Here is a 12,575-nt window from a genome sequence, read left to right as displayed (position 1 = left end):
CCCGGCGCGCCCAGGAGAGGACCGACCGCACCCACCATGGAGAGCAAGCTGACCACCCGTTCGCAGGAGGCGTTCGCGGCCGCCCAGCGGCTGGCGGTCGACCGGGGGCAGGCCGCGCTGGAGCCCCTGCACCTGCTCGTCTCGCTCCTGCAGCAGACCGACGGCATCGCCGCCCCGCTGCTGACCGCGGTCGGCGCCGACCCGGCCGACGTCCGGGCCAAGGCCGAGGCCGCCCTGCGCCGCATGCCCAGCGTCCGCGGCGCCACCGTCGCCGCGCCGTCGCCGTCGCGCGAGCTGCTGCGGGTGGTCAACGCCGCCGGCGAGCAGGCCAGCGCGCTGGGCGACGAGTACGTCTCCACCGAGCACCTGCTGGTCGGCCTGGCCGGCTCCGAGGGCGAGGCCGGCACCGTGCTCACCAGCGCCGGCGCCACCCGCGACGCGCTGCTGGCCGCCTTCCGCACGGTGCGCGGCAACCGCAAGGTCACCACGGCCGACCCCGAGAGCACCTTCCAGGCGCTGGAGAAGTACGCCGTCGACCTCACCGAGCGCGCCCGCGAGGGGAAGATCGACCCGGTCATCGGCCGGGACACCGAGATCCGCCGCGTCGTGCAGGTGCTCTCCCGCCGCACCAAGAACAACCCGGTCCTCATCGGCGAGCCCGGGGTCGGCAAGACGGCGATCGTCGAGGGCCTGGCCCAGCGGATCGTAGCCGGCGACGTCCCCGAGAGCCTCAAGGGCAAGCGGCTGATGGCGCTGGACCTGGCGAGCATGGTCGCCGGCGCGAAGTACCGCGGCGAGTTCGAGGAGCGGCTCAAGGCCGTCCTGCAGGAGATCGCCGAGTCCGAGGGGCAGGTCGTCACCTTCATCGACGAGCTGCACACCATCGTCGGCGCCGGGGCCACCGGCGACTCGGCCATGGACGCCGGCAACATGATCAAGCCGATGCTCGCCCGCGGGGAGCTGCGCATGGTCGGCGCGACCACGCTCGACGAGTACCGCGAGCACATCGAGAAGGACCCGGCGCTGGAGCGCCGCTTCCAGCAGGTCTTCGTCGGCGAGCCCTCGGTCGAGGACACCATCGGCATCCTGCGCGGGCTCAAGGAGCGCTACGAGGTGCACCACGGCGTCCGGATCACCGACGCCGCGATCGTCGCCGCCGCCACCCTGTCGGACCGGTACGTCACGGCCCGCTTCCTCCCCGACAAGGCGATCGACCTGGTCGACGAGGCCGCCAGCCGGCTGCGCATGGAGATCGACAGCCGCCCGGTCGAGGTCGACGAGGTCGAGCGCGCCGTGCGCCGCATGGAGATCGAGGAGATGGCGCTGGCCAAGGAGGACGACCCGTCGTCCCTCGACCGGCTGGCCGCGCTGCGCGCCGACCTGGCCGACCGGCGCCAGGAGCTCGCCGAGCTGACCGCGCGCTGGCAGCAGGACAAGAGCGCGATCGTCCGCATCCAGCAGCACAAGGAGGAGCTGGAGCGGCTGCGCACGGAGTCCGAGCGCGCCGAGCGCGACGGCGACCTCGCGCGCGTCGCCGAGCTCCGCTACGGCCGGATGCCGCAGCTGGAGAAGGCGCTCGCCGCGGCCGAGGACGAGGTCGCCGCCCAGGCCTCCATGCTCAAGGAGGAGGTCGGCCCCGACGACATCGCCGAGGTCGTCCAGGCATGGACCGGCATCCCCGCCGGCCGGCTGCTCGAGGGTGAGACGGCGAAGCTGCTGCGGATGGAGGACGAGCTCGGCAAGCGGGTCGTCGGCCAGCCCGACGCCGTCCGCGCCGTCTCCGACGCCGTCCGCCGGGCGCGGTCGGGCATCGCCGACCCCGACCGGCCCACCGGCTCGTTCCTCTTCCTCGGCCCCACCGGCGTCGGCAAGACCGAGCTGGCCAAGGCGCTGGCGGAGTTCCTGTTCGACGACGAGCGGGCGATGGTCCGCATCGACATGAGCGAGTACTCCGAGAAGCACTCGGTGGCCCGGCTGGTCGGCGCCCCTCCGGGCTACGTCGGCTACGAGGCCGGCGGCCAGCTCACCGAGGCGGTCCGGCGGCGGCCCTACACCGTCGTGCTGCTCGACGAGGTGGAGAAGGCCCACCCCGACGTCTTCGACGTGCTGCTGCAGGTCCTCGACGACGGCCGGCTCACCGACGGCCAGGGGCGGACGGTGGACTTCCGCAACACCATCCTCATCCTGACGTCGAACCTCGGCTCGCAGATGATCGCCGACCAGTCGCTGCCGGAGGAGGCGCGGCGGTCCGCGGTCATGGACGTCGTCCGGTCGCACTTCAAGCCGGAGTTCCTCAACCGCCTCGACGACGTCGTGGTGTTCCGGGCGCTGGGCAGCGAGGAGCTGGCCGGGATCGTCGAGATCCAGGTGGGCGTGCTCGCCCGCCGGCTGGCCGCCCGCCGGCTGACGCTGACCGTCACCGAGGCCGCCCGCGAGTGGCTGGCGCTCAACGGGTTCGACCCGGTCTACGGCGCGCGGCCGCTGCGCCGGCTGGTGCAGTCCGCGATCGGCGACCCGCTGGCCCGCGCGCTGCTGGCCGGGGAGATCCGCGACGGCGACGAGGTCGTCGTCGACGCGCCCGACGACCTGGCCGAGGAGGGCCTCACCGTCCGCCGCGGCTGACGCAGGACCCTGGCACGGCCTCCCTGCAGGAGGGCCGTGCCGGCACCGCACCGGGCCCGCCGTCCCCTCGGGGCGGCGGGCCCGTCGTGTCCCCGGGGCGGCACGCCGCGGGGCGCCGCACACGGCACGGGCACGATGGCGACAGCGACGCCGAGGGAAGAGAGGGACCACGTGACCGAGGAACGGGGAGGACGACACCCGGGCTACGGGAACGCGCCGTCGGCGCCCGGTGCCGAGCCCGCGCCGCCGGCCGAGCGGCCCGTGGCGGTGCGGGTGGGGATCGGCGCGTTCATGGCCGCGCTGATCCTCGGCCTGGTGTCCTCCGTGGTCACGCTGGCCGACGTCGACGGGGTCGTCGCGCAGGTGCAGGCCGCGTCGGGGGCGGACGTCCCCGAGTCGACGGCGCGGACCGCGTTCTGGGTCGGCGCGGGCTTCGGGGCGCTGCTGGTGGCCCTGGAGGCGCTGGTCATCCGGTTCGCCTGGACCGGGCGCAACTGGGCGCGGGTGGTGCTCCAGGTCCTCGGTGCGGTCAACGTCCTCGGCGGGCTGTCCGGCCTCACCGGTCCCGGGACGACCGGATCGGGCTTCCTCGGGTCGCTGTCGGTGTTCATCACCCTGATCAGCGCGGTGGGGCTCGTCGCGCTCGCCGTGCGGCCGGCCTCCGAGTGGTACCTGGCCGAGGGGCAGCGCCGGCGGGAGCGGGCGCGCTGACTCCCGGCCGGGCACCCGGCGCGCCCGAGGGTGGTCGGACGGTGGCTGGTCGATCATCATGCCCCGGGCGACCGCCACGGGAGAGGACGGACATGACCGCAGGACAGGGCCCGCAGGGCTGGGACCGGCCGGGGCAGGACCCCTACGGCCAGGGTCCGTACGGCCAGGGTCCGTACGGCCAGGGTGCGTACGGGCAGAGCCCCTACGGGCAGGGCGCCCACGGGCAGGGCGTCCACGGCGGGTACGCGTCCGCGCCCGCGGCGCCCGACGGCTTCGGGGCGCCCGCCCCGGTCGAGCGCCCCGCGGCGGTCCGGCTCGGCATCGGCGCCTGGGTCGCGAGCCTGGTCCTCGGTCTGCTCGGCGCGATCGTCACGTTCGCGCAGTTCGACGAGGTCGTCGACCGGGCGCTGGTCGACGCCGGGCTGGACCCGGCCGAGTACGGGGGCGTCTCCGGCGTCGCGAGCGCCACGGTGGTCACGGTCGGCATCGTCTTCAGCCTCGTCCTGCTCGGCCTGCAGGCGCTGTTCCTCTGGTTCGCCTGGACGGGGCGCAACTGGGCGCGGGTCGTGCTCTGGGTGTTCGGTGGCCTGGCCGTCGTCGGGGGCCTCGTCTCGCTGGCGGGGCCGTCCGTCGGCGGGCTGACCACCGTGCTGAACCTGGTGCAGACGCTGCTCGTCGTCGTCGCCGTCGTCGCCCTGGCCCAGAAGCCGGCGAGCGCCTGGTACCGCCACCAGGGCTGGCGGCGGGCCCAGGGACGCTGATCCGTCGCGCGATCTGGTGTCGTTCCCCTTTCGTTACCTCCGGTGGTGAACCGCTCGCCCGGCCGGGCCGAACGCCGGACGTGACCACCACCGAGCAGGCCCCCGCGCCGGCCACCGGACCGGACGGGGCCGCCCGCCCCGCCGGCCGCGGCCTGCGCCGGCCGCTCGCCGCGCTCGCCGGGCTGTCGGCCGCCGCGGTCGCGCTGGGCGTGGCCGAGCTGGTCGCCGCGTTCGTGGGGCCGGCGTCCTCGCCGGTCGTGGCGGTCGGCGACACGGTCATCACCCTGGTCCCCGAGCCGGTCAAGCAGTTCGCCATCGCGACGTTCGGCGAGCACGACAAGGTCGCCCTCGTCGTCGGCACGCTGGTCGTCGTCGCGCTGTACGCGGTGCTCGTCGGGCTGGTGTCGCTGCGCTCGCGGCGGGCCGGCGTGGCCGGGATCGCGCTGTTCGGTGCCATCGGCGCCCTCGCCGCGGCCACCCGGCCGGCAGGCGGCCCGCTCGACGCGCTGCCCTCCGTCGTGGGCGCGGGGGCCGGCGTCGCCGCCCTCCTCCTGATGGTGGCCCCCCTGACCGCGCCGGTCGCCGCGGAGCGCCCCGCGGCCGGGAGCGACGGCGCCGGCCTGGACCGCCGCCGCTTCGTCCTCACCGGCGGCGTCGCCCTGGGCGCGGCCGCGGTCACCGGCGTCGGCGGGCGGCTGCTGCAGCGCCGCTTCGACGTCAGCGGCGCCCGCGGCGACCTCACCCTGCCGACGCCGTCGTCGCCGGCCGCCGCGCTGCCCCCGGGCGCCGACCTCGCCGAGCGGGTCGAGGGGCTGACGCCGCTGTTCACGCCCGGCCGCGACTTCTACCGGGTGGACACCGCGATCACCGTCCCGCAGATCCGCCCGGCCGAGTACCGGCTCGAGCTGACCGGGATGTTCGACTCCCCGCGGACGTACACGCTGGCCGACCTGTTCGACCGCGACGACGTCATCGAGCGCGACGTCACGCTCACCTGCGTCTCCAACGAGGTCGGCGGCGGCCTGGCCGGCACCGCGCGCTGGACGGGCATCCCGCTCGGCGCCTTCCTCCGCGAGAACGGTGTCTCCGACCGCTCCGACCAGCTGGTCTGCCGCTCGGCCGACGGCATGACGATCGGTGCGCCCACCCGCTCGGCGCTGCAGGTCGAGGACGCGATGATCGCCTTCGGGATGAACGGCGAGCCGCTGCCGGTCGAGCACGGCTTCCCGGTCCGCATGCTCATCCCCGGGCTGTACGGCTACGTCTCGGCCTGCAAGTGGATGACCTCGATCGAGGCCACCACCTACGACGCCTTCGACGCCTACTGGGTCGAGCGCGACTGGGCGGCCCAGGGCCCGGTCAAGGTGGCCTCCCGGATCGACACCCCGGCCCCGCTGCGCCGGTTCCCCGCCGGGCGGCGCCCGATCGCCGGCGTCGCCTGGGCGCAGACCCGCGGCATCTCCCGCGTCGAGGTCCGGGTGGACGACGGCGAGTGGCTGGAGGCCGAGCTCGCCCCGGCGGTCGACGCCGACCTGTGGCGGCAGTGGCAGCTGACCTCCGACTTCGCCCCCGGCTCCTACCAGCTCACCGTCCGGGCCACCACGGCCGACGGCGAGGTGCAGACCGAGGAGCGCGCCCGGCCGTTCCCGAACGGGGCCAGCGGCCTCCACTCGATCCGGGTGATCGCGACCTAGCGGCTCCCGCCCCGCGGGGCGGCACCCGGCACACCCACCAGAGCCCGTCTCGGCCACCCGGCCGCAGACGCCTCTCCCGACCCCTCGAACGGGCCGGGGGACCATGGACCGACGACCGAGGAGCACACACCGTGAAGAGCACCCTGACCCGTGGCCTGCTGCTGGCCTCCGCCTCGACCCTCGCGGTCACCCTGAGCGCCTGCGGCTCGGAGGACACCAGCGCGGCCTCCGACAGCTCGCCCTCCGACAGCACCTCGTCGTCCTCGGACGGGAGCTCGGACTCGATGGGGAGCAGCAGCCCGACGGTCGAGCCGGCCTCCGACGAGCCCTTCGGCGCCGCCTGCTCCTCGGTCCCGGCCGACGGCGAGGGCAGCTTCGCCGGCATGACCGACGACCCGGTGGCCACCGCGGCCAGCAACAACCCGGTCCTGTCGACGCTGGTGCAGGCGGTCACCCAGGCCAACTTGGTGGACACGCTGAACACCACCGACGACATCACCGTCATCGCGCCGGCCAACCCGGCGTTCGAGGCCCTCCCGGCCGACCAGCTGCAGGCCGTGCTGGCCGACCAGGCGATGCTGACCCAGGTCCTGACCCACCACGTCATCCCGGGCCGGCTCTCGCCCGACCAGCTGGCCGGCACGCACACCACCGTGGCCGGCGACGAGGTCACCATCGAGGGCTCGGGCGAGAGCTTCACCGTCGCCCAGACCGTCACCGGCACCCCGGCCTCGGTGATCTGCGGCAACGTGCAGACCGCCAACGCCACCGTCTACATCGTCGACCAGGTCCTGGCGCCCGCCGCCGGCTGACGAAGGGCCCCGCTGCCCCCACGCCTCGCAGGCTCGGCGCGGGCCCCTGCAGCGGGGCCGACCTGTCGATCGGTCACCGGCCCGGTTCCCTCGCGGGAGCCGGGCCGGTGCCGTGCGTAGGGTCGTCGCCATGGAGAAGGACCCCGTTCCCCCCCACCCCTCGTCCCTCGGGGCGGGCCCCTGGAACGGGGCCGCCCGGCCCGACCGCGATCGCCTGCTCGAGCTGGTCGTCGACCTCGCCGTCGTCCACGGGCGGGTCACGCTGTCCTCCGGGCGCGAGGCCGACTGGTACATCGACATGCGCCGGCTGACCCTCCACCACGAGGGCGCGCCGCTGGTCGGCCGGGTGATGCGCCAGCTCACCCGTGACCTGCGCTACGACGTCGTCGGCGGGCTCACCCTCGGCGCCGACCCGGTCGCCACGGCGATGCTGCACGCCGCCGCCGGCGGTGAGGGCTTCCTCGACGCGTGCGTGGTCCGCAAGGCCGGCAAGGCGCACGGGCTGCAGCGGCGGATCGAGGGGCCCGACGTCGCCGGGCGGGCGGTGCTCGTCGTCGAGGACGTCTCCACCACCGGCAGCAGCCCGCTGACCGCCGTCGAGGCGCTGCAGGAGGCCGGGGCCGAGGTCATCGCCGTCGCGGTGGTCGTCGACCGCGGCGGGCGGGCCGCCGTCGAGGCCGCCGGCCTGGAGTACCGCGCCGCCTTCGAGCTGTCCGACCTCGGCCTGTCGTAGCCGCGCACTCCCGCGGAGAAGCGCGGGACATCTCCGCGGACGTGCCCGGGATCGGCCGTACGGTGTGGCGGTGACCACACTCGCCACCGCGTGGGTCGACGAGCTGGCCGCCGCACTCGGCCGCGACGGCGTCCTCACCGACCCCGACGTCACCGCCGCCTACGCCCGCGACCAGGCGATGCTCGCCGAGGCCGGCACCCCCGCCGCGGTCGTGTTCCCCCGGTGCACCGACGACGTCGCCGCGGTCATGCGGGTCGCCTCGCGGCACGGCGTCCCGGTCGTGCCGCGCGGCGCGGGCTCGGGGCTGGCCGGCGCGAGCAACGCCGTCGACGGCGCGATCACCATGGTCATGACCCGCATGGACGCCGTCCTGGAGGTCAGCGCCGCCGACCGGCTCGCCGTCGTCCAGCCCGGCGTGGTCAACAAGCAGCTGCGCGACGCCGTCGCCGGCGCCGGGCTGTTCTACCCGCCGGACCCCTCCAGCTACGACTGGTGCACGATCGGCGGCAACCTGTCGCAGAACTCCGGCGGCCTGTGCTGCGTGAAGTACGGCGTCACCACCGACTACGTGCTCGGCCTCGAGGTGGTCCTCGCCGACGGGCGGGTGCTGCGCACGGGGCGCCGCACGGTCAAGGGCGTCGCCGGCTACGACCTCGCCCGGCTGTTCGTGGGCTCGGAGGGCACCCTCGGCGTCATCACCGAGGCCACGCTCGCGCTGCGCCCCGCGCCGCAGCAGCCGGTGACCCTGGTGGCCACCTTCGCCACCACCGCGCAGACCGGGCAGGTGGTCGAGCGGGTGGTCACCTCCGGGCTGGTGCCCAGCCTGCTGGAGGTCATGGACAACACCTGCATCTGCGCCGTCGACGACCTGCTGCACGCCGACCTCGACCGGGGAGCGCACGCCCTCCTCGTCGCGCAGTCCGACGCCGGGGGAGAGGCGGCGCTCGCCGAGATCGAGGCGCTGGCGCGGCTGTGCCGCGAGGCCGGCGCGGAGCTCGTGCACACCACCGCCGACCCCGCCGAGGGCGACCTGCTGCTCGCCGCCCGCCGGATGGCGCTGCCCGCGCTCGAGCAGCTGGGCAGCACGCTCATCGACGACGTCGCCGTGCCCCGCTCGCGGATCGCCGAGTTCCTCGACGGCTGCGACGGCATCGCCGTGCGGCGGGGGCTGACCATCGGCGTCGTCGGCCACGCCGGCGACGGCAACATGCACCCGACGGTCTGCTTCGACCCCACCGACCCCGACCAGCGGGCGCGGGCGTTCGCCGCCTTCGACGACATCCTGGAGCTGGGCCTGGCGCTGGGCGGCACGGTCACCGGCGAGCACGGCATCGGCTCGATCAAGGTCGAGTGGCTGGAGCGCGAGATCGGCGAGGTGTCGCTGGACGTGCACCGCCGGATCAAGGACGCCCTCGACCCGGCCGGCCTGCTCAACCCCGGCAAGGTGCTGCGCCGCCGCGGCTGAGACGGGGGCCTGTCGGGGGTTCCGCGCCCGGGAGATACTGACCGCCGACCAGCGTCGATCGACAGGAGTGCCCCGATGCCCATCGCGACCCCCGAGGTCTACGCCGACATGATCAGCCGGGCGAAGGAGGGCGGCTTCGCCTACCCGGCCATCAACTGCACCTCGTCGGAGACGATCAACGCGGCCCTCCGCGGGTTCGCCGACGCCGGCAGCGACGGCATCATCCAGTTCTCCACCGGCGGCGCGGAGTTCGGCTCCGGCACCCGGGTCAAGGACATGGTCACCGGCGCCGTCGCGCTGGCCGAGTTCGCGCACGTCGTCGCCGAGAAGTACCCGGTCAACGTCGCGCTGCACACCGACCACTGCCCCAAGGACAAGCTGGACTCCTACGTCCGGCCGCTGATCGCGCTGTCGAAGGACCGGGTCGACGCCGGCCAGGCGCCGCTGTTCCAGTCGCACATGTGGGACGGCTCGGCGATCGACCTGGAGGAGAACCTCCAGATCGCCGAGGAGCTGCTCGAGAAGACCGCGGCGGCCAAGATCGTGCTCGAGCTGGAGATCGGCGTCGTCGGCGGCGAGGAGGACGGCGTCGCCCACGAGATCAACGAGAAGCTCTACACCGCCCCCGGCGACTTCGTGGCCACCGCCAAGGCGCTCGGCCTCGGGGAGCGCGGCGTCTACCTGCTCGCGGCGACCTTCGGCAACGTCCACGGCGTCTACAAGCCGGGCAACGTCAAGCTGCGCCCGGAGGTCCTCAAGCAGGGCCAGGAGGTCGTGTCGCAGGAGTTCGGCCTCGGCGACGGCGGCAAGCCGTTCAACTTCGTCTTCCACGGCGGCTCGGGCTCCCTGCAGTCGGAGATCCGCGAGGCGCTGTCCTACGGCGTCGTGAAGATGAACGTCGACACCGACACCCAGTACGCCTTCACCCGGCCGATCGCCGGGCACATGTTCAGCAACTACGACGGCGTGCTCAAGATCGACGGCGAGGTCGGCAACAAGAAGACCTACGACCCCCGCAGCTACCTCAAGGCCGCCGAGACCGGCATGGCCGCCCGCGTCGTCACCGCGTGCGAGGACCTGCTGTCGGCCGGCCAGTCGCAGGGCGCCTGAACCGTGACCCACGCGCACCAGAACCTGCTCGGCGAGCCGCCGGCCACGCTGCTGCCCGGCGACCCCGAGGCGGAGGCCGCGCTGGCGGCCGGCACCGACCCCGCCGAGGTCGCCGCCGGCCACCCGCGGGCCAGCGCGGCCTGGGCGGCGCTGGCCGAGGCCGCGCTCGCGGACGGCCGCACCGTCGAGGCCTACGCCTACGCCCGCACCGGCTACCACCGCGGCCTGGACGCGCTGCGGAAGAACGGCTGGCGGGGCCACGGCCCGGTGCCGTGGTCGCACGAGCCCAACCGGGGCTTCCTGCGCTGCGTCACCGTGCTCGCCCGGGCCGCCGAGGCCATCGGCGAGACCGACGAGCAGGAGCGCTGCACCCAGCTGCTGCGCGACTGCGACCCCTCGCTCGCGCCCTGACCCGGTCTCCTTCCCCGGGGCCCGGCCCGGCTCACCCACGGTCACCGTGACGGGTGAGGCCGTCCCGTCACCGCTGCGTTCACCGGGCGGGGCGGCCTCACCGGGAGCACACTCCGTGACCAGCGCGCCTGTGAGGTGCGCCCGTCACCTGGAGGTGGGCCGTGGCCACACTGCTCTGGATCCTCGCCGTCGTCCTCGTGGTCGCCGGCATCTTCGCGATCATCCGAGGGCAGTTGCTGTGGGGGATCGTGCTGATCGTCGTCGGTCTCCTCGTGGGGCCCGGCGGGGTGAGCATCTTCGCCTGACCCGGCCCCGGGCTCGGCGGCCTAGCGGTCGCCGAGCTCGGGGTGCAGTTCCTGCAGGCGGGTGGTCAGCGCGGTGAGCTCCTCGCCGCCGGCCATGAGCCGGGTCAGGTCGTCGGCGTCGACGTCGGCGCGGGTGAGGTCCCCGGCCACCTGCCCGCGCGCCAGCAGCAGGAAGCGGTCACCCACCAGGTGCGCGTAGCGCGGGTTGTGGGTGACGACGACGACGGCGAGCCCCTGCGCCCGCGCGCCGAGCACCGCCTGCCCGACCAGCGTGTGCTGGGCGATGGTCATCGGCTCGGTCGGCTCGTCGATCACCAGCGCCCGCGAGCCGTAGTGCACCGCCCGCGCGATCGCCAGGCTCTGCCGCGACCCGGGCAGCAGCGTGTTCACCGGCTGGTCGGGGTCGATGCCGGTGACGCCGATCCGCTCCAGGGCGCGCACGGTGGTCTCCCGGGCGGCGTCGACGTCCAGGCGGCGCAGCGGCCACGGCCGGCGGGTCGGCTCGGCGCCCAGGCACAGGTTGCGCCACACCGGCAGCAGCGGCGCGACGGCGAGGTCCTGCCAGACCGTGGCGATCCCCGCCGCCCGCGCCGCCCGGGGGCTGCGGAAGTGCACCGCGACGCCGTCGAGGAGCAGCTCGCCCTCGTCGTGCCGGCGCAGCCCCGACAGCACCGACACCAGCGTCGACTTGCCCGCGCCGTTCTCGCCGAGCACGCAGGTGATGCGGCCGCCCTCCAGCGCGACCGCGACCCGGTCCAGCGCCGGCACGCCGCCGTGGCGGACGCTCAGCCCGCGCAGCTCCAGCACCGGTGGCACGGCGGTCACGAGCGCGGCGCGGCCCGCAGCCGGCCGCGCACCACCCCTCCCACCAGCAGCGCGACCAGCAGCACGACGCCGAGCAGCGCCTGCGACCAGCGCGGGTCCCACCCGGCGAGCTCCACGCCCTCGCGGGCGGCGGCGTAGAGCAGCGCGCCCACCGCGGCGCCGGCCATCGACCCCTGGCCGCCGGTGAGCAGGCAGCCGCCGATCACCGCGACCACCACGTAGTCGATGGCGCTCACCAGGGCCGGGGTGGCGCCGACGCTCGCGGCCGGCACCAGCGCCAGCGTGCCGAGCAGCCAGCCCGCCGTCGCGGTGAGCGCGTACAGCACCAGCGTCGTCCGGCGGACCGGCACGCCCAGCTCCCGGGCCGCCCGGCGGGAGCCGCCCATCGCCAGCACCTCGTTGCCGAACCGGGTGCGCCACAGCAGCCAGCCGGCGCCGGCGGTGGCCGCCAGCCACCACAGCAGCGACACCGGGAAGGTGCCGCCGCCCACCTCGGCGGTGGCGCCGAACACCGCGGACGCCGAGGACCAGCCGGGCGCCTCGTCCAGGCCGCTGATCCGCGGCGCGCCCACGACGAGCGGCACGGCGGACAGGGTGGTGCCCTGCAGCACCAGCGCGGTGGCCAGGGTGACCAGGAAGCTCGGCAGCCCGGTGCGCACCACCAGCCAGCCGTTGACCAGCCCGACGGCGAGCGCCGCGGCCAGCGACGTCGCCAGCGCGGGCCAGATGCCCCACTCGGCGGGGCCGGCGAGCAGCGCGGTGAGGACGGCGCTGCCGAGGGTGACGGTGCCGATCGACAGGTCGAAGTGGCCGCCGACCAGGAGCAGGCCCACCGCCACCCCGCCGATGCCGAGCAGCGCCGCGGCGTCGAGGACCCCGCCCAGCCCGGCCGGGGTGAGCAGGTCGGGCGTCCGGAGCCCGAACAGGACGAGGACGATCGCCAGCCCGAGGACCGCGATGAGGCTGGGCCGGGCGAGGGCCCGGTCGAGCAGCCGCCGGCGCGGCGGGGCGACGCGGAACGCGGGCAGGCGGTCGACGGTCACCGGGCCACCGGGGGGAACGGTCGCAGGAGGGCCTCCTCGGTCTGGAGCCCCTCCAGTGTCCACGACGGCGGCACGCCGGCGAG

The 12,575-nt window shown here is 75.2% G+C and carries 12 protein-coding genes; 10 read left to right on the top strand and 2 right to left on the bottom strand.

The features are described 5' to 3' along the window. Positions 1-36 precede the first annotated feature (36 nt). The 10 genes from clpB to ACI79L_RS10160 all read left to right on the top strand — a co-directional run bounded on the left by clpB (position 37) and on the right by ACI79L_RS10160 (position 10,624). Positions 37-2,622 (top strand): ATP-dependent chaperone ClpB, encoded by a 2,586-nt coding sequence (gene clpB / locus ACI79L_RS10205; RefSeq protein WP_456927449.1) that lies wholly within the window; start codon positions 37-39, stop codon positions 2,620-2,622. Positions 2,623-2,793: 171 nt separating this feature from the next. Further along, positions 2,794-3,333: a hypothetical protein gene (locus tag ACI79L_RS10200; RefSeq protein ID WP_456936673.1), complete on the top strand. Its 540-nt coding sequence runs from the start codon at positions 2,794-2,796 to the stop codon at positions 3,331-3,333. A gap of 92 nt (positions 3,334-3,425) precedes the next feature. After that, complete coding sequence (locus ACI79L_RS10195) at positions 3,426-4,094, top strand: hypothetical protein (protein ID WP_456936672.1); 669 nt, start codon at positions 3,426-3,428, stop codon at positions 4,092-4,094. Between the two features lie 80 nt (positions 4,095-4,174). Further along, on the top strand, positions 4,175-5,788 hold the full coding sequence (locus ACI79L_RS10190) for a molybdopterin-dependent oxidoreductase (RefSeq protein WP_456936671.1): 1,614 nt from the start codon (positions 4,175-4,177) through the stop codon (positions 5,786-5,788). A 131-nt stretch (positions 5,789-5,919) separates the two neighbouring features. Then, the gene (locus ACI79L_RS10185; protein WP_456936670.1) at positions 5,920-6,600 is read left to right on the top strand and encodes a fasciclin domain-containing protein; all 681 of its coding nucleotides are present in this window, start codon (positions 5,920-5,922) and stop codon (positions 6,598-6,600) included. Between the two features lie 130 nt (positions 6,601-6,730). Beyond that, complete coding sequence (pyrE, locus tag ACI79L_RS10180; protein WP_456936669.1) at positions 6,731-7,333, top strand: orotate phosphoribosyltransferase; 603 nt, start codon at positions 6,731-6,733, stop codon at positions 7,331-7,333. 70 nt (positions 7,334-7,403) lie between these two features. After that, positions 7,404-8,798 (top strand): FAD-binding oxidoreductase, encoded by a 1,395-nt coding sequence (locus ACI79L_RS10175; protein WP_456936668.1) that lies wholly within the window; start codon positions 7,404-7,406, stop codon positions 8,796-8,798. Positions 8,799-8,873: 75 nt separating this feature from the next. Then, complete coding sequence (gene fbaA / locus ACI79L_RS10170) at positions 8,874-9,908, top strand: class II fructose-bisphosphate aldolase (RefSeq protein WP_387992097.1); 1,035 nt, start codon at positions 8,874-8,876, stop codon at positions 9,906-9,908. A gap of 3 nt (positions 9,909-9,911) precedes the next feature. After that, positions 9,912-10,319, top strand: coding sequence for a DUF3151 domain-containing protein (locus ACI79L_RS10165; RefSeq protein ID WP_456927456.1), 408 nt, complete (start codon positions 9,912-9,914; stop codon positions 10,317-10,319). Positions 10,320-10,480: 161 nt separating this feature from the next. After that, entirely contained in the window at positions 10,481-10,624 is a 144-nt protein-coding gene (locus ACI79L_RS10160) for a GPGG-motif small membrane protein (protein ID WP_456927457.1), read from the top strand. A gap of 21 nt (positions 10,625-10,645) precedes the next feature. On the opposite strand, the gene ACI79L_RS10155 is transcribed toward ACI79L_RS10160, so the two are convergent. Beyond that, on the bottom strand, positions 10,646-11,449 hold the full coding sequence (locus ACI79L_RS10155; RefSeq protein ID WP_456936667.1) for an ATP-binding cassette domain-containing protein: 804 nt from the start codon (positions 11,447-11,449) through the stop codon (positions 10,646-10,648). Beyond that, positions 11,446-12,492, bottom strand: coding sequence for an ABC transporter permease (locus ACI79L_RS10150; RefSeq protein ID WP_456927459.1), 1,047 nt, complete (start codon positions 12,490-12,492; stop codon positions 11,446-11,448). The genes ACI79L_RS10155 and ACI79L_RS10150 overlap by 4 nt, the downstream gene beginning before the upstream one ends. Positions 12,493-12,575 lie beyond the last annotated feature (83 nt).

Source organism: Geodermatophilus sp. SYSU D00684 (assembly GCF_054050455.1).
Note: the sequence above shows the minus strand (reverse complement) of the source record. Positions and strands in the feature narration are given on the sequence as shown.

Coding starts and splice junctions, on each gene's coding strand:
- clpB (WP_456927449.1), top strand. CDS start 37: ATGGAGAGCAAGCTGACCACCCGTTCGCAGGAGGCGTTCGCGGCCGCC.
- pyrE (WP_456936669.1), top strand. CDS start 6,731: ATGGAGAAGGACCCCGTTCCCCCCCACCCCTCGTCCCTCGGGGCGGGC.
- fbaA (WP_387992097.1), top strand. CDS start 8,874: ATGCCCATCGCGACCCCCGAGGTCTACGCCGACATGATCAGCCGGGCG.
- ACI79L_RS10195 (WP_456936672.1), top strand. CDS start 3,426: ATGACCGCAGGACAGGGCCCGCAGGGCTGGGACCGGCCGGGGCAGGAC.